This is a genomic window from Mesorhizobium sp. A556 (assembly GCF_054489545.1).
This window is the reverse complement of the sequence record NZ_JBTMXA010000013.1, coordinates 91021-117772: the sequence shown is the minus strand read 5'-3', so window position 1 is coordinate 117772 and position 26752 is coordinate 91021. Positions and strand designations below refer to the sequence as shown.

The 26752-nt window shown below is 63.3% G+C and carries 23 protein-coding genes; 12 read left to right on the top strand and 11 right to left on the bottom strand.

All coding sequences use genetic code 11. From position 1 onward, the window contains the following. Positions 1-381 precede the first annotated feature (381 nt). The 9 genes from ACX3P0_RS21040 to ACX3P0_RS21000 all read left to right on the top strand — a co-directional run bounded on the left by ACX3P0_RS21040 (position 382) and on the right by ACX3P0_RS21000 (position 9096). On the top strand, positions 382-714 hold the full coding sequence (locus ACX3P0_RS21040) for a helix-turn-helix domain-containing protein (protein ID WP_459091569.1): 333 nt from the start codon (positions 382-384) through the stop codon (positions 712-714). Positions 715-1053: 339 nt separating this feature from the next. Continuing rightward, positions 1054-2439 (top strand): aminotransferase family protein, encoded by a 1386-nt coding sequence (locus ACX3P0_RS21035; RefSeq protein ID WP_459091567.1) that lies wholly within the window; start codon positions 1054-1056, stop codon positions 2437-2439. Between the two features lie 42 nt (positions 2440-2481). Continuing rightward, a complete protein-coding gene (locus tag ACX3P0_RS21030) occupies positions 2482-3411 on the top strand; it encodes a beta-keto acid cleavage family enzyme (protein WP_459091565.1) in 930 nt (309 codons plus the stop codon). A gap of 1 nt (position 3412) precedes the next feature. Next, positions 3413-3946, top strand: coding sequence for a GNAT family N-acetyltransferase (locus ACX3P0_RS21025; protein ID WP_459091563.1), 534 nt, complete (start codon positions 3413-3415; stop codon positions 3944-3946). Beyond that, positions 3943-4971: a histone deacetylase family protein gene (locus ACX3P0_RS21020; protein ID WP_459091561.1), complete on the top strand. Its 1029-nt coding sequence runs from the start codon at positions 3943-3945 to the stop codon at positions 4969-4971. Before ACX3P0_RS21025 ends, ACX3P0_RS21020 begins: the two co-directional genes overlap by 4 nt. A gap of 111 nt (positions 4972-5082) precedes the next feature. Further along, entirely contained in the window at positions 5083-5961 is an 879-nt protein-coding gene (locus ACX3P0_RS21015; RefSeq protein WP_459078903.1) for an ABC transporter permease, read from the top strand. Further along, positions 5958-6800 carry an ABC transporter permease gene (locus ACX3P0_RS21010; protein ID WP_459091559.1) on the top strand — a complete coding sequence of 281 codons (843 nt, stop codon included), beginning with the start codon at positions 5958-5960 and terminating at the stop codon, positions 6798-6800. The genes ACX3P0_RS21015 and ACX3P0_RS21010 overlap by 4 nt, the downstream gene beginning before the upstream one ends. Beyond that, positions 6797-7939: an extracellular solute-binding protein gene (locus ACX3P0_RS21005; protein WP_459091557.1), complete on the top strand. Its 1143-nt coding sequence runs from the start codon at positions 6797-6799 to the stop codon at positions 7937-7939. Before ACX3P0_RS21010 ends, ACX3P0_RS21005 begins: the two co-directional genes overlap by 4 nt. 68 nt (positions 7940-8007) lie before the next feature. Continuing rightward, positions 8008-9096: an ABC transporter ATP-binding protein gene (locus ACX3P0_RS21000; protein ID WP_459091555.1), complete on the top strand. Its 1089-nt coding sequence runs from the start codon at positions 8008-8010 to the stop codon at positions 9094-9096. 13 nt (positions 9097-9109) lie between these two features. Here ACX3P0_RS21000 and dapF read toward each other — a convergent pair whose 3' ends face one another. Further along, positions 9110-9997, bottom strand: a complete 888-nt coding sequence (gene dapF, locus ACX3P0_RS20995; RefSeq protein ID WP_459091553.1) for a diaminopimelate epimerase — start codon at positions 9995-9997, stop codon at positions 9110-9112. Positions 9998-10088: 91 nt separating this feature from the next. Here dapF and ACX3P0_RS20990 point away from each other — a divergent pair, with 91 nt between their 5' ends. After that, a complete protein-coding gene (locus ACX3P0_RS20990; RefSeq protein ID WP_459091551.1) occupies positions 10089-10217 on the top strand; it encodes a hypothetical protein in 129 nt (42 codons plus the stop codon). A 150-nt stretch (positions 10218-10367) separates the two neighbouring features. After that, positions 10368-11906, top strand: a complete 1539-nt coding sequence (locus tag ACX3P0_RS20985) for a trimethylamine methyltransferase family protein (RefSeq protein ID WP_459091549.1) — start codon at positions 10368-10370, stop codon at positions 11904-11906. Between the two features lie 69 nt (positions 11907-11975). On the opposite strand, the gene ACX3P0_RS20980 is transcribed toward ACX3P0_RS20985, so the two are convergent. The 7 genes from ACX3P0_RS20980 to ACX3P0_RS20950 are packed head-to-tail and all read right to left on the bottom strand — an operon-like array spanning position 11976 to position 21471. Then, positions 11976-13535, bottom strand: a complete 1560-nt coding sequence (locus ACX3P0_RS20980) for an ABC transporter substrate-binding protein (protein ID WP_459091547.1) — start codon at positions 13533-13535, stop codon at positions 11976-11978. Then, positions 13532-14566, bottom strand: a complete 1035-nt coding sequence (locus ACX3P0_RS20975) for an oligopeptide/dipeptide ABC transporter ATP-binding protein (RefSeq protein ID WP_459091545.1) — start codon at positions 14564-14566, stop codon at positions 13532-13534. Before ACX3P0_RS20975 ends, ACX3P0_RS20980 begins: the two co-directional genes overlap by 4 nt. Next, complete coding sequence (locus ACX3P0_RS20970) at positions 14563-15528, bottom strand: ABC transporter ATP-binding protein (protein ID WP_459091543.1); 966 nt, start codon at positions 15526-15528, stop codon at positions 14563-14565. Before ACX3P0_RS20970 ends, ACX3P0_RS20975 begins: the two co-directional genes overlap by 4 nt. Then, on the bottom strand, positions 15525-16412 hold the full coding sequence (locus tag ACX3P0_RS20965) for an ABC transporter permease (protein WP_459078893.1): 888 nt from the start codon (positions 16410-16412) through the stop codon (positions 15525-15527). Before ACX3P0_RS20965 ends, ACX3P0_RS20970 begins: the two co-directional genes overlap by 4 nt. Then, positions 16396-17346, bottom strand: coding sequence for an ABC transporter permease (locus tag ACX3P0_RS20960; protein WP_459091541.1), 951 nt, complete (start codon positions 17344-17346; stop codon positions 16396-16398). The genes ACX3P0_RS20965 and ACX3P0_RS20960 overlap by 17 nt, the downstream gene beginning before the upstream one ends. Positions 17347-17362: 16 nt before the next feature. Continuing rightward, positions 17363-19372: a CocE/NonD family hydrolase gene (locus tag ACX3P0_RS20955; RefSeq protein ID WP_459091539.1), complete on the bottom strand. Its 2010-nt coding sequence runs from the start codon at positions 19370-19372 to the stop codon at positions 17363-17365. After that, positions 19369-21471 (bottom strand): oxidoreductase, encoded by a 2103-nt coding sequence (locus ACX3P0_RS20950; protein WP_459091537.1) that lies wholly within the window; start codon positions 21469-21471, stop codon positions 19369-19371. Before ACX3P0_RS20950 ends, ACX3P0_RS20955 begins: the two co-directional genes overlap by 4 nt. A gap of 211 nt (positions 21472-21682) precedes the next feature. Between ACX3P0_RS20950 and ACX3P0_RS20945 the strand changes: the two genes are divergently transcribed. Further along, positions 21683-22324, top strand: coding sequence for a TetR/AcrR family transcriptional regulator (locus ACX3P0_RS20945; protein ID WP_459091535.1), 642 nt, complete (start codon positions 21683-21685; stop codon positions 22322-22324). A 72-nt stretch (positions 22325-22396) separates the two neighbouring features. Here ACX3P0_RS20945 and ACX3P0_RS20940 read toward each other — a convergent pair whose 3' ends face one another. The 3 genes from ACX3P0_RS20940 to ACX3P0_RS20930 all read right to left on the bottom strand — a co-directional run bounded on the left by ACX3P0_RS20940 (position 22397) and on the right by ACX3P0_RS20930 (position 26638). Continuing rightward, positions 22397-22966, bottom strand: a complete 570-nt coding sequence (locus ACX3P0_RS20940) for a GNAT family N-acetyltransferase (protein WP_459091533.1) — start codon at positions 22964-22966, stop codon at positions 22397-22399. Between the two features lie 105 nt (positions 22967-23071). Then, entirely contained in the window at positions 23072-23851 is a 780-nt protein-coding gene (locus ACX3P0_RS20935; RefSeq protein WP_459078887.1) for a Bax inhibitor-1/YccA family protein, read from the bottom strand. A 240-nt stretch (positions 23852-24091) separates the two neighbouring features. Further along, the gene (locus ACX3P0_RS20930; protein WP_459091531.1) at positions 24092-26638 is read right to left on the bottom strand and encodes an ABC transporter permease; all 2547 of its coding nucleotides are present in this window, start codon (positions 26636-26638) and stop codon (positions 24092-24094) included. Positions 26639-26752 lie beyond the last annotated feature (114 nt).

Genomic DNA, 26752 nt, shown 5'->3' with positions numbered 1-26752 from the left:
GCGAAGCGATCGAAGTCGCTGCTGCGCTAGTGATTGCCATTGTGGAGGATCCTTTTTTCCAATGGTTATTTTACGTTCACGCCGAGCCGTCGCCCGGCGTCGGATAGTCTAAGCCTACAATACAAATTGCCCGCTCTTGTGAACAAAAGCAAGTGCATCGCCAGTAGGCCTGCCGCATCTAAGGAATATCCATTCCCCGGCCTGAAAGCTCTAGCCAAAGATTCGCAAAGCCGCAAGCGAAAAATGCAGTAAAATTTATACCGGTATAGGATTGACGCAACCCCCGGCATTTGGCATTCAAGCGGGAGGCATTATATTTATGCAAGAGGCGGGTCGATATCGGGCCTTTTCGAAGTGCCATGTGAACGGAAGGTTACAGAAATGACCGCGTTGCAGGAACAAGGCAGCTTGAGCGCCACGCAGGAACTGCGCATCGAAGCAGGTGTGTGGCTGAAGGAAATGCGCGAGACGGCCGGGCTTTCACAGCGTGTGATGGCGCGGATGCTAGGCCTGGAATATTACACTTTCATCTCGCAAGTGGAAAACGGGCGCGGGCGAATTCCGCCGAATCGCTACCGCGATTGGGCGCGCTCGCTCGGCGTGGACGAAAAAGTGTTCGTGAAAACGCTCCTGAAATTCTACGAACCCGTCATCTACGCCATCCTCTTCGAAGAAGAAGAAACGCGGTCACGGTCCCGGATTTCCGTCGTCTGACGAAGCCAGCTGGCCCAAGCGCGCGATCACGCCGCGCTTGTGAGATAGAAGCGTGATGAAACTGCGGGCGCGGGCTTTCTGCCTGGCGCGTCCGCTCCCGTTTGATCGTCCCCCTTGATCGCTTTGCCCGGCATGGATGGCGTCTTTTGTTCCGGCGAGCATTGCTTCGCCTGGTATTTTCCCCAAGAGCCAATTGAACGATGGGTGGTTTCCCATTCGTGAAGGTTTGACGCACAAAGGACGCTCTGCCACTTTGGATTGCGCATCGGACCGAGCACCGGAATAATCCGAAGACCGGGTTCCACTTTTCGGTCCGATGCTCCAGAAACAGGGGGTTCCATGTCGCACGCCGCCACCGCTTCCATGGATATCGAAGAAGTCCGGCCGCCGTCGCATCTCTTCTACGGATCGCGCCAGCGCCGGCCGCTGGTCGACCGGGCCGAGGGCATCTATCTGTGGACCAAGGACGGCCGCCGTTTCATCGACGGGTCGAGCGGGCCGATGGTCACCAATATCGGCCATGGCAACCGGGTCGTGATCGAGGCGATGAAGCGGCAGATGGAGCGCGTCAGCTTCGCCTACCGGCTGCATTTCGAAAACGAGGCGACCGAGGAACTGGCACGCCGCCTGGCCGCAAAGATGCCGGGCGACCTCGACCGCATCTTCTTCGTCTCCGGCGGGTCGGAGGCGGTGGAATCGGCGATCAAGCTGGCGCGGCAATGGGCCGTCGCGATAGGCCAGCCAAAGCGATGGAAGGTGATCTGCCGGATGCCGTCCTATCATGGCGGCACCATCGGCGCGCTCGGCGTGACCGGCGACCTGGCGCTGACCGAGACGTTCGCGCCGCAGATCCAGCCGATGCCCGCCGTGCCCGCGCCGACCGCCTATCGCGACCGCGACAACCTTTCCATGGAACAGCGCGGCATCCGCTACGCCGACATGCTCGAGGAAAAAATCCTGGCGGAAGGACCGGAAAGCGTCGCCGCCTTCATCATGGAGCCGATCGGCGGGGCGGCGACCGCAGCGCTTGTGCCGCCGGACAGCTATTTTTCCCGCATCCGCGAGATTTGCGACACCTACGGCATCCTGCTGATCCACGACGAGGTGATGTCGGGGGCGGCGCGCACCGGCAAATATCTCGGCGGCGACCATTGGAACTGCCGGCCGGACATCGTCACCATGTCGAAAGGCATCGGCTCCGGCTATGCGCCGCTGGGCGCGATGATCGCCTCGCGAAAACTGGTCGAGCCGGTGCTCGACATGGGCGGCTTCCAGCACGGCTACACCTATGCCGGCAATCCGCTGTCCTGTGCCGCCGGGCTGGCGGTGCTGGGCGAGATGGAGCGGCTTGGTTGCGAGGAAAACGCCGCCGCCATGGGCGAGTTGCTGAAATCGGAAGTCGAAGGACTGGCCAAGCGCTTTCCCTTCATTGCCGGCGTGCGCGGAAAAGGCCTGCTGATTGGCGCCGACATGGTGGCCGATCCGCTCACCTTCGCGCCGCTGCCCAAGGCGAAGGCCGCCAACCAGCGCCTGCTCGACCTCGCCTATCAACGCGGGCTGATCATCTATTCGCGGCGCATTCGCGGCGACGGCATGGAACTGGACAATTTCATCCTCGCGCCGCCGCTCATCATCACCCGCGAACAGGTTGGCGAGATGGTTGCCATCCTGGGCGATGCGCTGGAGGCGCTGGCCGCCGAACTCGACCTGCCCGTGAACGGCTGATGCGTTTCAGGGTTAGATGGAAACATTCTAGGGGAGAAAAAAATGGCGGCGAGGAAAGTCATCATCACCTGCGCCGTCACCGGCTCGGTGCACACGCCCAGCATGAGCCCGCATCTGCCGGTGACGCCCGACCAGATTACGGCGGAAGCGGTCGCGGCGGCGGAAGCCGGAGCCTCGATCCTGCACCTGCACGCCCGCGACCCCAGCGACGGCCGGCCTACCGCTGATCCGGACGTGTTCATGCAGTTCCTGCCGCGCATCAAGCAGGCGACCGACGCCGTCATCAACATCACCACCGGCGGCTCTTCGCTGATGACGCTCGACCAGCGGCTTGCCGCCCCGCTTCGGGCAGAGCCGGAAATGTGCTCGCTCAACATGGGCTCGATGAATTTCGCCCTGTTCCCGATGCTCGACCGGCCACGCGAATGGCTGCACGAATGGGAGCCGAAGCTGCTGGAAGCGACCCGCGACACCATTTTCAAGAACACCTTTGCCGACATGGAGAGCATTCTCAAAAGGCTGGGCCAGGGCTGCGGCACGCGCTTTGAGTTCGAATGCTACGACGTCGGCCACCTTTATTCGCTGGCGCATTTTCGCGACCGGGGGCTGGTGTCGGGGCCGATCTTCATCCAGTTCGTGCTCGGCATTTTGGGAGGCATCGGCGCCGACCCGGACAATCTGGTGCACATGAAGCGGATTGCCGACAAACTGTTCGGCGACAGCTACCGGTTCTCGGTGCTGGCGGCCGGACGCGCCCAGATGAAGCTGATTTCCATCGCCGCCGCCATGGGCGGCAATGTCCGTGTCGGGCTGGAGGATTCGCTCTATGACGGGCATAAATTGGCAAAATCCAATGCCGATCAGGTTCGCCGCATCCGCACCATTCTCGAAGCGCTGTCGCTGGAAATCGCCACGCCCGACGAGGCGCGCGAAATGCTGGCGTTGAAGGGCGGCGACAAGGTGGCGTTCTAGGATGAAGGCAGCGCCGCCGGAACTTGTGATCCGCCCCGCTACGCAAGGCGACATCGCCAACATCCACGCGGGCCTTGCCGGCATCGCCGAGGCGGTGGGCGAAGCGCATAAGATGACCAGCACGCTGGATGATCTGCGCCGCTTCGGCTTCGGCGAAAACCCGGCATTTTCGACGCTGATCGCGGAGACGGAGCAGGAATTCGCCGGCATGTGCCTGTATTTCCCGATCTTTTCGAGCTGGATGGGACGGCCCGGCGTCTACGTTCAGGACCTTTTCGTCGAGGAGCGCTTTCGCGGTTTGAGGATCGGCGAGCGCCTGTTGCGACGGGTCGCGGCGCTTTCGAAAGCTGAGGGCGGCGTCTATCTCCGGCTGTCCGTCGATACCGACAACCACGCCGCGCAGGCATTCTACGAGCGTCTTGGCATCGAACCCTCCCACGAGGAACAGGTGCACAGGATCGACGGCGAAGCCTTCTTCGCCTTGGCGGGCAGCTATGGAGCAGCCCGCGAAAACGATGGAGCGGAGCCGACATGAAAGCCTTTTTCGCCCAAGAGCAGAAGCGCCACGACCCGAAAGCGTTCCTTTCCAGCGGTGCGCCAAAGCCTAATCCGGAACAGCCGGAACGCGTCGAGCGGCTGCTTGCCGGCGCAAAAGCCGCCGGCTGCACCGTCGCGCGACCGAACAGGCATGGGCTGGGGCCGGTGGCGGCGGTGCACACGCCTGAATATCTCGATTTCCTCGAACATATCTTTGTCCGCTGGCAGCGCATCGAGGGGGCTTCGGAGGAAGTGATCCCCAATATCCACCCGATCGCGCGCGGCGGCTCCTACCCGGCATCCGCCGTCGGCCAAGCCGGTTACCACATGGCCGACACCGCCTGCCCGATCTCGGCCGATACGTTCGACAGCGCGCTGTGGAGCGCGTGGAGTGCTGTCGAAGCGGCTGAGGCTGTGCTTGCCGGCGAGCCCGCCGCCTACGCGCTGTGCCGCCCGCCCGGCCACCACGCCTTTGCCGATGTCGCCGGCGGTTTCTGCTTCGTCAACAATTCGGCGGTGGCCGCGCAAGTGCTGCGAAAATCCGCCGCGCGCGTAGTCATCCTCGACGTCGATTTGCACCATGGCAACGGTACGCAGGGCATCTTCTACGCCCGCCCGGACGTGCTGACCGTCTCGTTGCATGCCGATCCGGTGCGTTTCTACCCGTTCTTCTGGGGCCATGCCGACGAGCGTGGCGAAGGTCCCGGCCTCGGCTACAATCTCAACCTGCCGCTGCCGCGCAAATCCGGCGACGCCGTCTTCCTCGATACGCTTGAGATCGCGTTCCGGCGCATCCGCGCCTTTGCGCCGGACGCACTGGTCGTGGCGCTGGGGCTCGATGCTTTCGAAGGCGATCCGTTCGGCGGCCTGTCGGTGACTACACCCGGATTCTCGCGCATCGCAGAGGCAATCGCCAAGCTTGGCCTGCCGACGACGATCGTGCAGGAGGGCGGCTATCTCTGCGACGCGCTGGGCGACAACCTGACCGCCTTCCTCACCGGCTTCGCGGGTGCAGGACGCTAATGACCCAAGTTTTTCGGACCTTCGCGGTGGACACCGGGCCGCCAATCGTCCAGTCTTGCACCCAGAGCGGACTGGACGCCAATTGACCACCATCAATTCGATCGGGGGATCGTGACAAAAGGTTGGACGCTGTACGATCCAAGATTGGCGTGGGTGCTTGTAGCGCCCGCACTTTTTCTTGTGCTGCTGCTGCTGATATTACCGATCGTTATGATGACGGCCTACACGTTCTTCACCTTCGTTACCGCAGGTGTGGAATCGGCCGTTCTGACGCTGGACAATTGGAAAGAATTTCTCTTCGACACCTATTATCACGGCTTTCTCTGGAAAACGATGCGCGTGGGCGCCCTCACCGCCGCGATCTGCGCGGTCGTCGGCTATTTCCCGGCCTATTTCATCTGGGCCACGAAGTTCCGGCACAAATGGCTGCTGCTGCTGCTGCTCATCGTACCGTTCTGGATCAGCTTCACGATCCGCACCTTTTCCTGGATTCACATTCTTGGCGAACAGGGATTGATCAACGTCGTGCTGCTCAAGTTCGGCGTGATTTCCGAGCCGCTGCCCATGCTTTACACAGAGGGCGCGGTGATCATGGGGCTGCTGCATTTCCTGCTGCCCTACATGATCCTCAACGTCTATGTGAGCCTTGAGAGCATCGACCGCACGCTGATTTCCGCCGCGCGCTCCATGGGCTGCACCAACGCGCAAGCCTTCCGTGAAGTGACGCTGCCCCTGTCGCTGCCGGGGCTGGGCGCGGGGCTGCTGCTCTGCTTCGTGCTTGCCGCCGGCAGCTATGTGACGCCGCAACTGCTCGGCGGCAGCCGCGACGCGCTGTTCGGCAATCTGATCTACGACACGATCATGGGCCAGCTCAACTGGCCGATGGGGGCGACCCTTTCCATCGTCCTGTTCGTCATCCTCGGCTGCGCCGCCGCCGCCTATAGCCGTTATATGGGGATGTCCCAGATCATGAAGGGGATGGGCGGGTGAGCGCCAAGCGGCGCGACCGCGAGAGCCGATGGGCCTGGTGGCTGACCGGCGCGATCACGCTTTGCGTCTACATCTTCCTGTTCGCGCCGATCATCGCCACGATCGTGCTTTCCTTCAACGCCTCGATGTTCGGCGGCTTTCCGCTTACCGGCTTCAGCCTGCACTGGTATGCGAAATTGCTGACCAACGTGCAGGTTCTCGACGCCTTTCGCACATCGATGTGGATCGCCCTTGCAACAGCGGCGATCACCACGCTGCTCGGCGTCATGACCGCCTACGCCCTGGTCCGGTTCCACTTCCCCTTCAAGCAGGCGATCAACACGCTGGTCATTTTGCCGGCACTCGTGCCGGAGACGATCCTGGGCGTCGGCCTGCTCGTAATGATCAAGGCGATCAGCCAGCCGCGAAGCCTGCTGCTTCTGCTACTCGGCCATATTCTGCTGACGCTGCCCTATGTGGTGCTGATCGTGCAGGCGCGGATGATCGGCATCAGCCGCACCTATGAGGAAGCGGCGCTGTCGCTTGGTGCGTCGCGCCTGTCGTCGTTTCGCGAGATCACGCTGCCGCTGCTCATTCCGGCGGTTCTGGCCAGCCTGATGCTGGCCTTCACAATCTCCTTCGACAACACGTCGGCCAGCCTGTTCTGGCGCCCGGCCGGCGTCGAGACCATGCCGACGCAGATCCTGGCCATGCTGAAAATCTCGGTGAGCCCGGAAGTGAACGCGCTTGGCACGGTCATGATCCTGGTGACGGTCGGCATCCCGCTGCTCGGCGGATTCCTATTGCAAAGCGTTACTCGATTTAAAAAGAAGACGGAAAAAAAGGGAGCGATACAATGAAGATGTCCACTACGAAAAGACTGGAGCGACTGAGCGAGAGGCACGGAAACGGCGATCTCAGCCGACGCAATTTCCTGACGCTGGCGGCGGCGGCGGCTGCTTCCACCGGCCTTTCGATGCCGTGGATGAGCCGCGCGCTTGCGGCTGCCACGGAGGTTCGTTTCGACGGCTGGGGCGGCGTGGTGCAGGAGGCGATCGACAAATTCGCCTTCCAGCCCTACACCGCCAAGACCGGCATCAAGGTCGTGCAGGGAACGTTCGGCGACGAAAACGAGATCATCACCAAGATCAAGACCTCGAGCGAGGGCGACTTCCAGGTCGTCCATTCCTCCGGCGTCAATTACTACATCAAATATGTGAATGGCGGCTACAACTCGGAACTCAACGAAGCCAATATCCCCAACATCAAGAATGTCGCCACAGCGATGATCGAGCCGTTCCGCAAGATCACGCCGAAGATTTCGGCCGTACCCTACGACTACGGCACGACGGGCATCGCCTACAACACCGACGCCATCTCGGCCGAAGAGGCGAAGGAACAGGGCGCAAACCTGCTCACCAACAAGAAATATGCCGGCAAGATCGGCGGCTACGCCGACATGACCACGCGCGTCTGGTACGCCGCGCTGCAAACCGGCCAGGACCCCAACGACATCAAGGACATGGATGCCATCTGGGCAAAGGTTCGCGAAACCCGCGACCTTGCCAAGAAGTTCTGGAGTTCGGGCGCGGAACTGATGGACCTTCTGTCGAAGGGCGAGATCGTGGTAACGGATGCCTGGTCGGGCCGCGTCGCCGCCTTGCAGCAACAGGGTAGCCCGATCGGCTATCTCGATCCGCCCAAATCCTATGGCTGGATGGAAGACATGCTGGTGCTCAAAGGGTCGCCGATGGCCGAGTGCGAGGAACTGATCAACTTCATGCTCGATCCCGCCACCTCCATCGCCGTCGCCGAAGGCCAGAACTATCCGCCTTCGCTCGATCCGACCAAGGTGAAGCTGACCGACAAGATCGCCGCCCTGCCGGCCTTCGATCCGACAGGAACGATGGAATCGATCACCTTCGCCGACCCGATCTACTGGGCCGATAACGAAGACGCCTGGACCAAGCAGTGGGACAGGGTCTCGAAAGGCGCATGACGGCAAGTTCGACAGCCACCGCCCCGGCCAATCTGGCCGGGGCGGCCACGTTCAGCGGGAAGCAAGGAATGGAACAACCTGCCGTCGAATTCCGCGACATCGACATCGCCTACGGCAAATTCACCGCCGTGCGCAATTTTTCGCTGGCGATCCGCAAGGGCAGCTTCGTCACCCTGCTCGGGCCTTCCGGTTGCGGCAAGACGACCATCCTGCGCTCGATCGCGGGTCTGGTCGATATCGCGTCGGGCCAGATTTCGATCGGCGGAAGGCGGGTCGACGACATCCCGATCTACAAGCGCAATATCGGCCTGGTGTTTCAGAGCTACGCTCTTTTTCCGCACAAGAACGTCTTCGATAATGTCGCCTTCGGCCTCAAATACCGGGATGTGCCCAAGCCCGAGATCGTCCGCCGGGTCGGCAAGGCGTTGGAGATGGTACGGCTTCCGGGCAGCGAGAAAAAATTGCCGTCGCAGCTTTCGGGCGGTCAGCAGCAGCGCATCGCGCTTGCCCGCGCCATCGTCTTCGAACCGGAAGTCCTGCTGATGGACGAGCCTCTGTCGGCGCTCGACGCCAATATGCGCGAGGACATGCGCGTCGAGATCAAGAAAATCCAGAAGGAGACCGGCATCACCGCCATCTTCGTGACGCACGATCAGGAAGAAGCCTTGTCGATGTCCGACCAGATCGTCGTCATGAACGCCGGCACGGCCGAGCAGATCGGCTCGCCCGAACAGGTCTATGACGAACCTGCCACCGCCTTCGTCGCCGACTTTCTCGGCAAGGCCAACATGCTGCAAGGCACGGTGACGGCAGCGGACGCCACAAGTGCGACGATCACACTGACTGATGGCCGCTCGGTCAAGGCGCAGTCGCCCACGCCCCTGGCACGGGGCAGCCGCGTCACCATCGTCATCCGGCCGCAGAAATTGCTGGTGGGCGCTGCAGCCATTACCAACAGGCTTTCGGGGCGGATCGTCTCGACCTCCTATCTCGGCGGCAATGCCGTCTACGAGATCGATATCGGCGACAACACGATCCTGCGCGCCAATACGCTGATCGATGGCAAACCGTTGCGCGAGGGCGAGACGGTGGATGTCGGCTTCGACCCGTCGGGATGCGTGCTTCTCGATGAGAACGGTTTGCGCATCGGGGTATAAATGAAGCCGGGCTCTACAGCCCCGCCGGATCCGCCTCGCAGTCGACGACACCCCGGCAGCAATAGGCCACCGGTCCGGTCATCACCGCCCGGTCGCCCGAAATCTCGACGGTCAGCGCACCGGCGGGAAGGTGCACCGTAAAACGGCTGCTGTGCGACAAGCCCCGCAAACGTGCGGCAAATGCCGCGACGCAGGCCCCTGTCCCGCACGCCTCGGTCAGCATCCCCGGCCGTTCCCACACCGCCAGCCGGATCGTCTCGCTGTCCAACAATTGAGCTGCCCCGACATTGACGCCTTCCGGAAACAGCTTGTGGTTCTGGATCGCGGGCGCGAACTCGGCCAGGTTTACTGCATCGAGATCGTCGACGAAGAACACCACATGCGGGTTGCCGATCCAGATGGCGAGGCCGTCCACCAGCGGGCCGCTTGAAACCGGCAGATGCAGCGTATCGACCTCGCGTGCCATCGGAAAGGCGCGCCAATCCCGGCTGATCGGCCCCATCCCGACGCTGATCTGCATCGGACCGGCACGGCTGCACGCCAGCATGCCGCCGCCGGTCTCCAGAACAAGCTCGGTTGCGCCGCTTTCCTCGAACAGCAGATGCGCCACGCAACGCGTGGCGTTGCCGCAAGCCGATACTTCGCGGCCGTCGATGTTGAATATCCGCATTGCTGCATGGGCGCCTGCGGCAATGCCGGCCGCCGAAGGTTGTTCGATGGTCAGCAATTGGTCGCCGCCGACGCCGACATGCGCGTCGCAGATGCGCACGATGTCATCCAGCCGGAAGCCGCGCCGATCGACACGACGGTCGAAGATCACGAAATGGTTGCGCAGGCCGTGCATCTTGACGAACGGCCGTCCGCTATCGGCAAGCACATCTGGCAACGAAAACTGGTTCATCCTGCGTAACCTATCGTTCTCATTGCGGACAACCAAGTCGTGACACGGCCCGCAACTTCATCCAGCGGGGAGCAGCGTCATTTGATCCATTATGCTTCGTCGAAGCAAGGGCGACGGCACTGTCGCGAACCGCACCGTAACGTTGCCGGCCATCGACCCCGGCATCCGCGTCCGCGCCACGGCTGGTTCGGATATTGCCTTCCCCGCGCGCTTCGGCTAGCCTTGTTGTACGGTCGTTTAACAAGTGGGATGTGCCCCATGATCCACGCCAGTCAATCCGAAATCGCACTTGGGCAATTCACCTGATTCAACTGCCGTACCCGCCTCAAACCGTGACCGCTGCATGATATTCCCGACCAGGAGAACAGCCATGGAACGCACCTCGATACGTCGCCGGCCGGGTCGTCCGCCGCGTGAGATCGGCGGCATCCAGCAGCGCCCCTGGAAGCAGTTGACGCGGCCCTACGCGCCGATCGAAATCCTCTCAGCCGATCAGGTCATGACCATCCACGAAATGGGCCTCACCATTCTGGAAGAGATCGGCATGAAGGTCTTGCAGCCGCAAGCCCGCCAGCTTTACCGCATGGCGGGCGCCGACGTCGACGAAGGCGAGATGCGCGTGCGCTTCGACCGCGCCATGGTCATGAAACACGTTGCCATGGCGCCGTCTTCGTTCGAACTGCGCGCCAGAAATCCGCAGAAGAACGTCAAGGTCGGCGGCCGGCACTGCATCCTGTCTTCCGTCGGCGGCCCTGCCTATGTGATGGACAACGACCGCGGCCGCAGGCCCGGCACCTATGCCGAGATGTGCGACTACCTGAAGCTGATACAGTCGTTCAACGTGCTGCACCAGGAAGGCGGCGGGCCGTTCGAACCGCTCGACCTGCATCAGAATACGCGCCATCTCGACCTGTACTATGCCGAGATCACCCTGCTGGACAAGAATTGGCAGCCGCAGGCGCTGGGCGAAGGCCGGGCGCTGGACGCGCTTGAAATGGTCGCCATCTCGCTCGGCACCACGCGCGAAAAACTGGCCGACGAAATGCCGGTATTCACCGCGATCATCAACACCAATTCGCCGCTGCAACTCGACGTTCCGATGGCCGAAGGGCTGATCACGATGGCCAGTCACGGTCAGGTCAACGTCATTACACCGTTCACGCTGGCCGGCGCGATGTCGCCGGTGACACTTGCCGGCGCGCTTTCCCAGCAGCATGCCGAAGCGCTGGCCGGCATCGTGCTGACCCAGATCGTGCGCCCCGGTGTGCCGGTCATGTATGGCGGCTTTACCTCCAACGTCGACATGAAGAGCGGCGCGCCGGCTTTCGGCACACCGGAATACACGCAGGCTGCACAGATCACCGGGCAACTCTGCCGCCTGATCGGTATCCCCTTCCGTTCCAGCAACGTCACCGCCGCCAACGCGGTCGACGCACAGGCGGCTTATGAAAGCGCCATGTCGCTGTGGGGCTGCCTGATGGGCGGCGCCAATCTCGTGCTGCATGCGGCCGGCTGGCTGGGCGGCGGCCTGACCGCCTCCTTCGAGAAACTGGTCATCGACGCCGAGATGCTGCAGATGATGGCGGCCTATTTCGAGCCGCCGGTCATCGACACCGATACGCTGGCGCTCGAAGCGGTTCGCGAGGTCGGGCCGGCCGGGCATTTCTTCGGCGCGGCCCACACCATGCAGCGCTACGAGCACGCCTTCTATTCGCCGCTGGTTTCCAACTGGGACAATTACAACCAGTGGCTCGAGCGCGGCCAGGTGACCGCCCCCGAACGCGCCAACACGATCTGGAAGCGGATGGTCGCCGACTACGAGCAGCCGCCGATCGACCCCGGCATCGACGATGCTTTGCGCGACTATATGGAACGGCGCAAGCGCGAGGGTGGCTCGCCGCTCAACTGATTTTTCGCCCATTCGAACGGAAAAGCGGCGGCAATCTCCTGCCGCCGTTTTTCGTCAAACGCGGGCGCGCTACACCTTCTTGAACAGCGCCGGATTCGGGTGGCCGTCGGGATAGATGACCGGTTCGAAATTCGACTTGTGGATGACGACCAGCGGCTGGTGGCAGATGAAGACGAAACAGCCGGACTCCTCCATCAAGTCCTCCATGCGCTGCGAAAGCTGAATGCGCTTTTCCTCGTCCACCTCAGAGACCAGCTTCTGGTAATTGGCCTCGAACTCGGCGTTGTCAAAGCCGGACCAGTTATAAGCGCCGATCTGGTCGGGCCGGAACCAGACGAGATTTTCCGACGGATCGACGCCGCCCGCGAAATCCATCAGCGCCAGATCGAGGTTCTTGTAGCCGTCGCCTTGCGTTTTGTCGCCGACGCCCCAATAGGCGGCCTCGTCATAGGGCTGGATCTCGACCTTGATGCCGGCCTGTTCGAGGCTCGCCTGGATGATCTGGGCGGTGGCGCTGCGGATGGAATCGTTCATCACGGTCAATGTCAGCGTCAGATCGCTGACCCCGGCCTCGGCAAGCAGCGCCGCCGACTTCTCGTAGTCCGGTGCCTCGATCAGGTTCTTGGCCCGGGCAAACTTGGTGCCGGGTTGCACAACGCCGGTGGAACGCTTGGTCAGGTCGTCATACACGCCTGTCAGGATTTGACTGACGTCGACGCCGTACTGCACGGCCTGGCGCACCTTCAAATCCTGGAGGCGCGGGCTGAGCATGTTGATGGTCAGCCAGACATAGCGGGTCGATTGCGCCTCGATAATGGTGGTATCGGACGGCGGGGCTGCCTTCACCGCCTTGGTCGAGGAAATGGCGATCTTGGTGTAGTCGAAGGCGTCGGCCTCATAGGCCAGTTGCGCCGCCTGATCGTCGGTGACGATGTAGATCTCGACCTTGTTGAAATCCGGCTTCGGGCCCGGCCAGTCGGGATTGGCGGTCAGCGTCACTTTCTGCTTCTGCTGCCAGTCGCTGAAAATGTAAGGGCCACAGGATGCCGGTGGTTCGGTGGTGAACTTGCCGCCGACCTTTTCGGTGGCCGCCCGGCTCAGGATATGCCCGCCATAATAAGGCAGCGAGGTCACGAACAGCGGCTGGTAGGGGTTCTTCAGATGGATGATGCCGTTGCGGCTGTCCACGACCTCGACCCGGTCGAGCGGCTCGAACTGATAGGCCCAGGGCGAAGCGAGCTTGGGATCGGCAATCCGCTCATAGGAGAATTTCACGTCGTCGGCTGTTACTGCGCCGAAGCCGTTCGACCATTTCAGCCCGTCGATGAGCGTGAAGGCGATCGATTTCGGATCGGTCTGCTCCAGCTTTTCCGCACCCCACAACGCCCATGGCGAGCCCTGTCGGATGTCGCCAAGCCGGTTCAACGTCACGTAGATGCCGCGCATGATGACGTCCTCGATGCCGCCATTCATGGTGGCGGGGTCGAGGCTTTGCAGGTCACCTTCCATACGGATGCGCAACGTGTCGCCATCGGCGGCCCAGGCGAAGCCCGGCCTCAGGGCGATGCCGGCTCCCAAGGCCCCGGCGGCCTTGAGGAAGGTTCGTCTGTCGGTACTCCATTCAGTCATGTCGTTCTCCCCTGCTGGTTTACGGAAGCGCATGAGAAGGCTTCCCTTTCTTGCCCGCCTGGTGTCAGCGGGAAATGACAGCGCACCATCCTGCCCTCGCCAAGCTGGCGATAGGCCGGTGCCTCCACGCGGCAGCGATCGCGTACGATCGGGCACCGCGTGTGGAATTCACAGCCGGCAGGACGCCGGAACACGCTCGGAATTTCGCCACTGACAGCGAGGCTGTAGCTGCGGCGACGAGGGTCCGGCACCGGTTCCGAGTGGATCAAGGTCGCGGTGTAGGGGTGCAGGGGCGCGGAAAACACCGCCTGCGTCGGCCCCGTCTCGACCAGCCGTCCCAGATACATGATGGCGAGGCGGTCGCTGACATGCCGGATCATCGCCAGATTGTGGGTCACGATCATCGCGGCAAAGCCGAGTTCGCGCTTCAGGTCGCCGATCAGGTTGAGCACGTCCCCCTGCACCGATACGTCCAGACCGGCGGTCGGCTCGTCCGCCAAAAGCAGCTTGGGCCTGGTCGAAAGCGCGCGCGCGACGCCGACGCGGCGCGCCTGCCCGCCTGAAAGCTCGTGCGGATAACGGTCGACGAAGGAGGCAGGCAGGCCGACCTGCGCCAAAAGCATCTTGGCTGCGGCGCGGCGATCAGTGATCTTCTCGCCCTGGATGATGCGCGGTTCGACCAGCAGCGAACCGACGCGCAAGCGCGGGCTGAGCGAACCGACCGGGTCCTGGAACATCATCGCCGAGCGGCGGCGCATGGCGCGGAAATCGGCCGGTATGCGCACCTCATTGCCCTCGAAAATGATGCGGCCCGCCGCCGCCGGCATCAGCCCGAGTATGGTGCGGGCCAGCGTGGTCTTGCCGGACCCGGATTCGCCGACCAGCCCCAGCGTCTCGCCCGGCATCAACGACAGGTTCACGCCGTCGAGGATATTGACGGGCGGTAGCGGAAACGGATTGACGAGGCGATTGAGCAGCCCGCCCCGCGAGAAATTTGCCGAGATGCCGTCGACGGCGAGCAGCGGCGTCATGGCGTCACCGCGTGGCAGCGCGCGACGTGGGAGGGCGAAACCTGCACCGACGGTGGGGCAATCGTGCGGCACGGCGCAAAGGCGCGCGCACAGCGCGGCGCGTAGACACAGCCGGCAATCTCTTCCGTCAGGCTGGGCAACGAACCGGGGATGGTGGGAAGCCTGTCCAGCTTTTCGCGAAAGCGCGCCGGATCGCAAGCAAGCAGTGCCTGCGTATAAGGGTGGCGGGCGCGGTGGAAGATCGCGTCGACCTCGCCGCATTCGACGACCTCGCCGGCATACATGACGTAGACCCGGTCGCAGAGTTCGGCGATGACGCCGAGGTGGTGCGAGACGACGACGATGATGCCGTTATAGTCGCGCCGCAACTGGCGCAGCAAATGGATGATCTGCGCTTCCATCGTCACGTCCAGCGCCGTCGTCGGCTCGTCTGCGATCAACAGCCCCGGATCGGTCAGCAGCGCAGCCGCGATGGCGACGCGCTGGCGCATGCCGCCCGACAGTTCGTGCGGGTAGCTCGCCATGCGGCGCTCGGCGTCGGAAATGCCGACGCGCTCCAGCATGGCGGCAATCCGCGCGCTCTTGGCGGCACGGCCCAGATCCTTGCGACGGTGCTGGAAATCGATCAACTGGTCGCCGATGGTCAGCACCGGATTGAAGGCCGTCATCGGGTCCTGGCCGACCAGAGCGATCTCGTCGCCACGCAACAGCCGTTGCCGGTGGGCATCGAGGGTGGTGAGGTCGATGCCGTTATAGACGATGGAGCCTTCCACCCGCGCGTTGTTCGGCAAGAGATTGGCCAGCGCGGTGACCAGCGTCGATTTTCCGCAGCCGCTTTCGCCGACAATGCCGATCACCTCGCCGGGATGCGCCTCGATGTCGACGTGGCGCAGCGCATGAACGCTGCCGTGCGGCGTCACATAGCGGACGCTGAGGTCACGCGCTGCAAGCGAGCCGGTCACGACGGTCGCCTCGCTTGCAGGCGCGGATCGAGATAATCCCGCAATCCCTCTCCGAGAAAGGTGAAGCCGAGCGTCGCCAGCACCAGCGGCAGCCCGCCGAAGACAACCATGAAGGGCGCCGCCCGGATCGAGGTATAGCCGTCGTACAGGATGGAGCCCCACGATGGCGTCGGCGGGCGCACGCCAAGGCCGAGGAAGCTCAAACCGGCCTCGACCATGATGACCACCGGGATATCCATCGACAAAAGGATGATCAGCGGGCCGACGACGTTGGGCAGCAGGTGGATGAAGATGATGCGCATCGCGCTGGCGTCGAGCAGGCGTTCGGCGAGAATGTAGTCGCTGTTTTTCAACGCCAGCGTCTGCGCCCGTATCAGCCGCGCATAGCTTGGGAAGGACGTTGCCGCGATGACGATGATCAACGTGCCGGTTCCGGTACCCAGGACGGTGATGATGGCGAGCGCGAACATGATCATCGGCAGGGAATTGAGACTGTCGAAGACAAGCACCAGCACAGCGTCGAGCCAGCGCGGTCCGTAACCCGCGATGATGCCGAGCAGGAGACCGATCGTACCCGCTATCGCCACGGAAACGATGGCGATCATGAGGGCGGTGCGCGCGCCATAGATGATGCGGGACAAGAGATCGCGGCCGAGATGATCCGTGCCGAACCAATGCGCCGCCGAGGGCGCCTGCAACTTGTGCAGCACGTCGATCTTCGTCGGCGAATAAGGGGCAAGCCAGGGCGCGAAAAGAGCGGTGATCAGGAAGCTCACGACAAGGATGAGGGCGATGCATGTAAACGGATCGGCCAGCAGCGCCCGCAGCAGCGGGAACCGTTGTCGGTCGGGATAAGGGGCTGATGCTTCAGCTACGGAAGACATCGCGAACCCTCGGGTCGAGCCGGGCGATCAAAAGATCGGCGGCGATGGTGATGGAAACATAGATGGCGGTCATGATCAGCACCGTGCCCATGACGACGGGATAGTTGCGGGTGTTGACCGCGTCGGTGATGAGTTTGCCGATACCCGGACGCGCAAACACCGCCTCGACGAAGACCGCGCTGGACAGGATGCTGCCCAAGCCCACCGCCACCAGCGAGATCGTCGGGATGATGGCGATGCGCAGCGCGTATTTGGAGACGATCTTCCATTCCGGCAGGCCGAAGGAACGGGCCGTGCGGATATGCGGCTCGCCCATCACCTCCATCATCGAGGCGCGCACCATGCGCGCGATATAGCCGATCCAGCCGAGCGCTATGGCGAAGGCAGGCAGGATCAGCGCCTTTGCCTGGCTGGCGATATCGCCCGCCTCGCCCGCGCCTATCGCCGGTAGCCAGCGCAGGGTGACGGCGAAAAGCAGCAGCGAATAAATGGCGACGACGAAGGACGGCACCGCGATGACGCCGACCGAGAGCACGCCGATGACCGCGTCGGCGGCCGTGCCGCGGCCTATGACCGAAAGGCAGCCAAGCGGCACGCCGACAAGAAGGGCAGCGCTAAGTGCTGCCACGCCGAGGATCAGCGTGTTGGGCAGCGCCTCCATGACCAGCGTAGAAACCGGCCGGTTCGACCAGACGTCATAGCCCAGATTTCCGGTCAGCGCGTTGCGGAAGAACTCGACGATCTGCCACCAGACGGGCTGGTCGAGCCCCATGCGCTCGATCAGCATGCGTTTCAGTTCCGGCGTGGCGCGCGGCCCGAGCGCCACGCTCGCCGGATCGCCGGGAACGAGAAACACAGCCGCATACATGGCCACCATGACGAAGGTGAGGATCAGGAGACCAAGGCCGATGCGCTTTACTGTGTATGCAAGCATGACCCCCTCCCCTTTCTCAGGCGAAATCGCGCCTGATGCGCCGTGTTGCAGAGGCGCTATGAACGAGCGTGCCCCGTTCTCGGGCCTCCAGCCGCCAACTCAGGTTGAAATGCGTCTCGTCCGCCGTCAATTCCGTCCACGCCCTGTTGTCGATGTCGGCTTCGCCGCTCTGGATGGCCCAACGGTATTCCGTGACGAGACATGCCGATAGGGGATCGTCGCCACGAATGCGCATCGTGTCGCTGTTGGAGGACGAAACCGTGATGCCGCGATCGTCGTAGCGCGTGCGGCCATGGTCCGAAGCCAGCGCGATCGTCTGCACGCCGCTGCCGACATCATCGGTGACGACGCGGCTGTCGAAGCCCGCCTGCAAGGTGGTGGATGCAACCGGCGGCGCGGTTTCGGCCTCGGCAAAGCGCACGGCGCTGTCGCGCGGCGACGGCGGACGAACCGGCAGGACGACCGTGCTCTCGCCCATGGCGACGGCAAGCGTCGCCAGTTTCGGCTGCGGCCACAGGATCGGCCAGTGCTGGTTGGCGATGGCCACGCGGATGCGATGCCCCTTCGGCACGGTCCGGCCGAAATCGTTGAGTTGCAACTTGACCCGGAACGGCGTGCCTACCGGGCAGGGCGTCGGGTGTTCGTGGCTGTCGCGATGGCTGAGATTGAGCACGCCATAGGTCATCAGCGCGGAAGTACCGTCGGGATAGACATCGCACAGCCTGACCGCCAGATTGACGTGCGGCTGGTCGACGCTCACCAGAAGGTCGAGTTCCGGCCCGCCCAGCAGTGTGAGGTCTTCGTCCAGCGGCGCGGTATCGAAACACAGCGCCAACCCGTCCTCGCGGCGCTGGTCAATCGGCATATCCGGGCAGCTTCCGCCATAGCCGCCCCAGCGCCCGCAATCGCGCCCCGCATGTGCCGGCGAACACACGGAACGGCTTTTGCCGGCAACAGCCTCGGTGCCGAGCCCCGTCTCGTTCAGATGCAGCGCGCGGCGCTCGATGTGCGGCGACGGCCATTGGTCCTCGGCCGCCCAGCGGCCGGCATGGTCGGGCAGATAGAACGGGCGCGGGCGCTCCTCCTCGGTGATCCACACCCGGTAGAGCGGCTCGTCCATGATGCCGGTCGCCTCGCCGCACAGCCAATGCCGCCACCAACGCAGGGCCTCCTGAAGATAGCCGATCAACGGCCCCGGCGAGCCACGGCACGGATAGCTGTGCGACCACGGGCCGACGATGCCGAGTTTCGGCCCCGGCAGGCGCTCGAGCAGGCGCGGCACGAAATTCGTATAGCTGTCCTCCCAGCCACACACGGCCAGCACCGCGCACTGAACGGCGGAATAATCCTCGCAGATCGAACCCTGCCGCCAGTAATCGTCGCGGCGCTGATGGTCGAGCCAGACTTCAGATAGCGAAGTGGCCGTCTCCAGCCGCCTCATCCACATCTCCCGCCAGGCATCGCCGACGATCTGCGGGTCGGGCGCCATCGCCTTCTTCACCAGCATGAAGTTCGACCACATCTCCTGCTCGGTCAGCAGCGCGCCGCCCATATAGTGGATGTCGTCGGAATAGCGGTCGTCGGTGGCGCAGTTGGCGATGACCGCCTTCAGCGCCGGCGGCCGGCGGGCCGCGACCTGCAACGCGTTGAAACCGCCCCAGGAAATGCCGGTCATGCCGACATTGCCGTTGCACCAGTCTTTTGCTGCCAGCAGGGCGATGATCTCGCAGGCGTCCTCCTGCTCCAGCGGCAGGTATTCGTCGGCCAGTTCGCCATCGGAATCGCCGGAGCCGCGAATGTCGACGCGGGCGCAGGCAATGCCATGGCCGGCAAGCCAGGGATGGATTTCCATGTCGCGCTCTACGGTGCCGTCACGGCGCCGGTAGGGCACCATCTCGACGACGACCGGCACCTTTATGTCCGTCACCGGACGCCACAGCGTCACGGCAATGCGCGTGCCATCGGCAAGCGTGAGGAATAGCGGGTCGGTACAGTCGACCGGATAGGGCATGGCGGCAACCGTCATTCCGCTGCCTCTCGGCTGTCATAGCCGCCCGCCGCATCCACGATCGGCATGTCGCGGCGATAGGCTAGTGCGGACGTCACCTCGCCCAGTTCCCGCGCCAGCTTGTGGCCGCTGTGGACCGCGTGAACGATCGCACCGGGCGCCATCGCATCGCCGATCCGGTCGACGCTTTTTATGCCCGCTGCGGCAAGGTCGGCAGAGCGCCCGCTCAGCGCCTCATGCAACTCGTCATGAGGATGGCGCAGGCCGACGAGCACCACGGAACGGCAGGGGATGCGGGTTTCCTCGCCGGTGAACATATGGGCAAGAGTGGCTTCGCTTCCATTGAAAGCCACCAGCCGGGTCAAGGTAGTGACCGGGATGTCGCGCCTCGACAGCGCCTGATGCACCAGCGGCAGTTCGTTGGTCATGAAGGTCCAGGCCGAAGCCTGGCCGGCAGGCGTCACATAGGAAACCGCATTGCCCTGCGCCGCCAGATGCTCCGCCAGAATGCCGCCCATATAGTAGTTGTCGAAATCAAACAGCAGCGTCGGCCCCTCGGGCATGCGGCCTGCGGCGATGTCGTCCGGCGTAAAAACGCCGGGGCCGTCGAGTTGGCCGACCGGAATTTCCTTCGAGGAATAGAGCATCCGCGTCCAGCGCGCGCCGGTCGCCAGCACGACGCGGTCCGGCTTCAGTTCGATTATGTCGTCGACGCCGAGATCGCTTTCGAGGAACATCGACACATTGGCCATTTCGGCCAATCGCCCAAGCCGGTAATCGCTGACGCGCCGCCAGGCGGAAAGGCCGGGCAGCCGCGTCTCGAACGTCAGCCGGCCGCCGAACGCCTTGCCCTTGTCGGCCAGCGTCACCTGATGGCCGCGACGGCCAAGCGTCAGCGCGCATTCGAGGCCCGCCGGCCCGCCGCCGACGATGAGGATTTTTTCAGGCGTCGTCGCCGGCTCGACCCGCTCGGGATGCCAGCCGCGTCGCCATTCCTCGCCCGCCGTTGGGTTTTGCGTGCAACGCACCGGCACGCCGTCATGCCAGCTCGAAATGCAGATGTTGCAGCCGATGCATTCCCGGATTTCGTCGATGCGCCCTTCCCTGATCTTGGCCGGCAGGAACGGATCGGCGATCGAGGGGCGCGCGCCGCCGATCAGGTCGAGGATGCCGCGACGAATTTGCGAGACCATCGCATCCGGCGAGGTGAAGCGGCCGACGCCAACGACGGGTTTTTTCGTCAGGGTTCTCACGAAATCGATGACAGGCTCATGGCTGCCCTCAGCGGTGAACCGCGACGCGGAACAGTCGGTCGGGCTCGAATCCATCTTGACGTCGAACAGGTCCGGTACGTCGGAAAGCAGCTCGATTGCCTCATGCGCTTCCGAGGGTTGGTTGCGGCCCGGCCGGCCGCGCAATTCTTCCAGGCTGATGCGCAGGGCGACACCGCAATCCTTGCCGACTGCGTCCTTCGTCACCTCGATCATTTCGCGCACGAAACGGACGCGGTTTGCGATGGAGCCGCCATATTCGTCGGTGCGGTGGTTGTATTCAGGCAGCAGGAACTGGGAGCCGAGATAGCCCATGCCGGCATAGACATAGACGATGTCGAAGCCGGCGATGCGCGCCTTGCGCGCGGCCTCCGCCTGCGCCTTCAGCACAGCACGAATGTCGGCCTTGTCCATGATCCTCGGGCGCAGATTGCCCATGAAACCGAGATGCGTGGCCATCCACGGAATGCCGGACGGCGAGAGCGGCGGCAACCGGCTGGTGCGGTTCATCACCGAAGCACCGCCGTGAAACAGCTCCACCCCTGCCAGCGCGCCATGGCGGTGTACCGCCTCCGTCATCAGCGCATGGGAGCGGATGTCGTTGTCGTCCCACAGCGTCGCGAAGGGCAGCGGCGTGTCGTCCGAATCCGGGTCGATCGAGCAGGCGCCGGTGCAGATCACGCCCCAGCCGCCCTCGGCCTTGGTTTCGCGAAAGGCAGCCCGGACGCGGGGCAGCGCATTGGTCATGCCGCTGGCATGCGGCACCTGGTAAAAGCGGTTCGGCGCCGTCACCGGGCCGATCCTCACCGGCTCGAAAAGCACGTCGTAACCGGAATTCCGCGCCATCCGCCTCTCCTCGCCGTCCGCGCCCAACAGGCACCAGCACGGCAACGATATCGAAAAAACATCGTCACGCAAGCAAATTATACGATCATATAGTTTCTCTGTCCGATGCCATTGCGGGCCTTTTCGGAAAAGGTTATCTAGGGGCCGCTGACCATCACGCTGCGGGCGACGCTCGTCCGATCCGCCATGCATTCGGCGCAGAGAACCAAGTTTGACCAAGCCAACGCCCGTAAAAAAGCCACGCGCGCACTTCCACCGAGCAACGCCCGAAGAGCGCAGCCGCCAACTCGGCGAAGCGGTGCTGCGTTGCATCGCCAAGAAGGGCGTCGCCGGCGTTTCCGCACGCCAGATCGCAGCGGAGGCCGGCGTCACGCAAGGCCTGATCACCCACCATTTCGGCGAAATCAGCGAACTGGTTTCCTACGCCTTCGACCTGATGTCCGACGGCATCCTCGATGCCATCATCGCCGCCACCGACGCCGCGCCGGACAACCCGCAGGCGCGCCTCGACGCCTATATCGACGCGTCGTTCTCGCCCATCATCTTCGACCGCGACGTGCTGCATGTGTGGGTGGTATTCTGGGGCCTGATCCTGCATTCGCCGCGCATGAGCGCATCGCAAAAGAGCGAGTATTCGTCCTATGTCTCCACGGTCGAGCGGCTGCTCTCGGACCTGGCGGCGGCCGAGGGTTTTTCGATCCGGGACCTGAGGCTGGCCGCCGTCGCCTTCACGGCGCTGCTCGACGGCCTGTGGCTGGCATGGTGCCTCAACCCGACCGCCTTCAGGCCGCAGGACGGGATAGAGCTTTGCCAGAACTGGATAGAGGGCCTGCGCCGGGGGAGCTATGCCTGAGCAGCCATCGGAACAGGCATCGACGATCGCCGCACCCGTGCGGCGATCACGCCTCAAACCGCAACCGTAAGGCTAACCCTGCTCCCTGAATTTTCGCTCCGGCAATGATTGCGGATCGGGCGGCGTCGTTATGCCGCCATTCATATCCAGCTGCATGAACACGGTGTCCAGCCAGCGCCCGTGCTTGTAGCCGGACCCTTGCAGCTTGCCGCTGTGGCTGAACCCCAGCTTTTCGTGCAGCCTGACCGATGCACTGTCTGGCGTGCCGTCGCCGATCACCGCGACCAGTTGGCGAAAGCCCAGCGCCCGCACGGCCTCGATCAGCGCCTCCAGCAGGAGCCGCCCGGCACCCCGGCCCTTCGCCTCCGGTGCGACATAGATCGAATCCTCGGCGATGAAGCGATAGGCCGGCCGGGCGCGGAACGCGCTGGCATAGGCATAGCCGAGAACCGCTCCGTCTTCTTCGGCGACAAGATAGGGATACCCATAGAGCGTCAACGCCTCGAACCGCTCAAGCATCGCAGCTTGCGCAGGCGGTTCCAACTCGTAGCTGGCTGTGCCGTTGAGGACGGCGTCGGCATAGATGGCCGTGATCCGGCCGATATCCGCCAATGTGGCGGGTCGCATTGCAATGCTGCTCATAATTTAGGCACCAATTTCCAGTGCCTCTCATTAATGCAAACATTGTCGCAAAAGAAAAGGGCGACCCCTTGGGCCGCCCTTCGAATAGTTCAGTCTCAACCGTTTTTAGCGGCGATCGCCCATGAACTGCAGCATGAACATGAACAGGTTGATGAAGTCGAGATAGAGGCGCAGCGCGCCCATGATCGACTTGCGGCCGGCAACGGCCGTGTCGTCGCCCTCGAAATACATTTCCTTGATCTTCTGCGTGTCGTAGGCGGTGAGGCCGGCGAACACCAGCACGCCGATCGCCGAGATGGCGAAGGACAGCGCCGAGGACTGCAGGAAGATGTTGATGACCATGGCGATGATGAGGCCGACCACGCCCATGATCAGGAACGAACCCATCGCGGTCATGTCGCGCTTGGTGGTGTAGCCATACAGCGACAGCGCGCCGAAGGCAGCGGCGGTGGCGAAGAAGGTCTGCGTTATGCTGGCCGAGGTGTAGACCAGGAAGATCGACGACAGCGACAGGCCGACCAGGCCGGCATAGACCCAGAACGTCGTCTGCGCCGCCGCTACGCTCATCGACTGGACGCGAAACGACAGGAACATCACGGCGGCCAGCGGCGCCAGAATAACCACCCATTTCAACGGCGAGGCAAAGATCGCATAGCCGAAAGAAGTCAGCATCTGGCCGCTCGGCAGGGTTGCTACTGCGGCGGACGGATCGGTCGTGATCGCCATCATGACGGTGGCGATAGCGGCAAGGCCGGTGATGAGAAGGCCAAGCCCCATCAAATTGTAGACCTTGATCATGTAGGCGCGAAGGCCTTGATCAATGTCAGCATAGGCGCCGGTGCCTACTTGGGCGGCGCGAGTCTGATAATTACGGGTATCAGCCATGGGTTTCCTCTATTGCTTCTGTCCCGTCCGGTGTCAGGCTTTCGTCAAGCCCAGGCGCCGCTGGCGGAACTCCAGCATGCCTGTGGCCGAATATGATGATTCTTTTCGTCAAGAACAAGACCGTAACCGACTGCAACGCTTCGTGAAACGCTTGGAAATCGCATTTATTGGGTCGTAGGGCCAAACATTACCGCGAATTAATCAAAACGAACCCGAAACAGCCGGCCGCAAGGCGCTGCATTACCCGACGCGCAGCACCGGTGCGGCCTTCTGTCCCAACACCCGCCATGTTCCGAGAAGGCCGAGGCCAACCGTCATGCCAAGCGACAGGACAACCGTGGCCAACGCCACTTCCGGCGAAAAATGCGACGGCAGTTTCATGATGCGCGCAACCACGAACCATGCCGCAACCCCGCCGGCAACAAGCGCGAACAGCGCCGTTGCCAGGCCGATCAACGCATATTCCAACGCGTAGGCGGCCATCAGCGTTCGCCTTGTCGCGCCCAGCGTCTTCAGCACCACGGCATCGTGGATGCGTGCCCGGTTGCCGGCGGCAAGGGCGCCTGCCAGCACCAGCACCGAAGCGATCAGCGCGACGCTTGCCGCAGCCCGGATCGCCGTGCCCAATTCGCCGACCAGTCGGTTGATGATGTCGAGCGCGTCCTTGACGCGCACTGTCGTCACCGCGGGAAAGGCACGGGTAACGGCATTCAACAGGCGCGCGTCGTCGGCCGTCGTGGCCTGCTTGTCGGCCAGCGTCGCGATCCATGCATGCGGCGCGCCGGCAAAGGTGTTGGGCGAAAACACCATGACGAAATTGATGCCCATGGTTTCCCACTCGACCTGACGGAAATTGGCTATTTTCGCCGTGACGTTGCGACCGAGGACGTTGACGGTGACGGTATCGCCAAGCTTCAGGCCGATCTGCGCGGCCTCTTCGGCTGAAAAGGAAACCAGCGGCTCGCCGGCATAGTCGGCCGGCCACCATGCGCCTTCGGTGAGTGTCGCGTTGGCCGGTTTCGCGGCGTCGTAGGTCAGGCCACGATCGCCCTTCAGCACCCAACCGCCTTCCGCCGGCACTGAAACCTTGGCAACATCGACGCCGTTCAGCGCCATCACCCGCCCGCGCAGCATCGGCACCTTGGCCAGTGTGCCGCCCGGCGCTTCTTTTGCGATCAGCGCTGAAAACGCGTCGACTTCGCCGGCCTGTATATCGACGAAGAAGAAGTTCGGGGCCTGTTCGGGCAGATTGCCGCCGATCTGGCGCCGCAGATTGCCGTCGATCAGGGCCAGCGTCACCAGAAGCGTCAGGCCGAGGCCGAGCGACAAGACCACGGACGGCGTCAGCGCGCCGGGCCTGTGGATGTTGCCGACCGCGAGCCGCAGCACGACGAAGCGGGCGCGCGGGCTTTTTCTCGCCAGCCACTGCACAAGCACGGCCACGCCGCGCAGCACCACAAATGAAACCAGGGTAGCGCCGACGAAAATCACCGCGATGCGGCGGTCGGTAGCCGAAAAGATCGCCAGCGCCGCCAGGGCAAGCGCGATGCCGAGCGCCGCCAAGCCATAGATCGGGCGGGGCAGGCCCTTGCCTTGCAGCGCCATTTCACGAAACAGCGCCGTCGCCGGAACATCGCGGGCGCGGCCGAGCGGCAGCAAGGCGAAAGCCAGCGTCGTCAACGCGCCGAACAGGGCGGCAAGCGCCAGCGCGCCGGGATAAAAGCCGCCGGCCGCCGGCACCGGAATGACCGAGGCAAGGGCGGCACTTGCCGCAAACGGCATCAGCGCGGCGAGCACGAGACCGGCGGCGATGCCGAGCCCGGCGATGATCAGGATTTGCACCAGATAGACGATGAAGACGAAGCGCCCCGAGGCGCCAAGGCTTTTGAAAGTGGCGATGACCCCGCGCTTGGAGTCGAGATAGGCGCGCACCGCATTGGCGACGCCGACGCCACCCACTACCAGCGCGGTCAGCCCGACCAGCGTCAGGAATTGCGAAAAGCGTTCGATGTTGGACGACAGCGAGGGCGCTGCATTGGCGCGGGTGCGCACCGACCAGCCGGCCTGCGGGAATTTTTCGCCGGCCTGAGCCTCGATTTCCTTGATCCGGGCATCGGCGGTGTCGGACGGCAGTCGCAGCTTGTAGATATGCTGGACCAGGCTGCCCGGCTGGATCAGGCCGGAAGCCGACAGGCCTTCGGCCGAAATCATCAACCGGGGCGCAAACCCGAAACCGTCGGAAAGCGCATCGGGTTCGGTGACGAGCTTGGCGCGCAATTCGAACGTGGCGCTGCCGAGTTTCACCCTGTCGCCAAGCTTCAAATGGAGGCGCTCGAACAAAAGATCGGGAGCGGCCGCACCGAACAGGCCGGCACGCTCGCCGAACAATTCTTCATGCGGCAGGGCCGGTGCCGTCACCAGTCCATCATAGAGCGGATAGGCGGCATCGACCGCCTTGACCTCGACCAAAGCCTGGTCGGAACCGTCCTCCAGCCGCGCCATGGAGCGCATGTTGGCGGTTTGCGAAACCGTGCCGAGGCTTTCGAGGAAGGCATATTCGGGCGCGGTTGCCGCGCGCTGGGTCAATTGAAAACGCATGTCGCCGCCCAGCAGCGATTGCCCCTGATTGGCAACGCCCGCCGAAATCGAGCGCGCCACCGAATTGACCCCGCCGATGGCCGCGACCCCGAGCGCGATACAGGCAAGGAAAATCAGAAAGCCGGACAACCCGCCGCGCATTTCGCGCAGCGAGAAGCGGATGGCAAGCGAGAGGGTGCGGGGGATCATGCGCGTGACGCCGGTAACGGCAAAGGCCGCGCCCTACGGCGGGCCTCTCTTTTGGGGCGCGACGGAGCGCGACATAGAAGAGAGGAGCAACGTCGAGCGCTTCCTTCAACCATC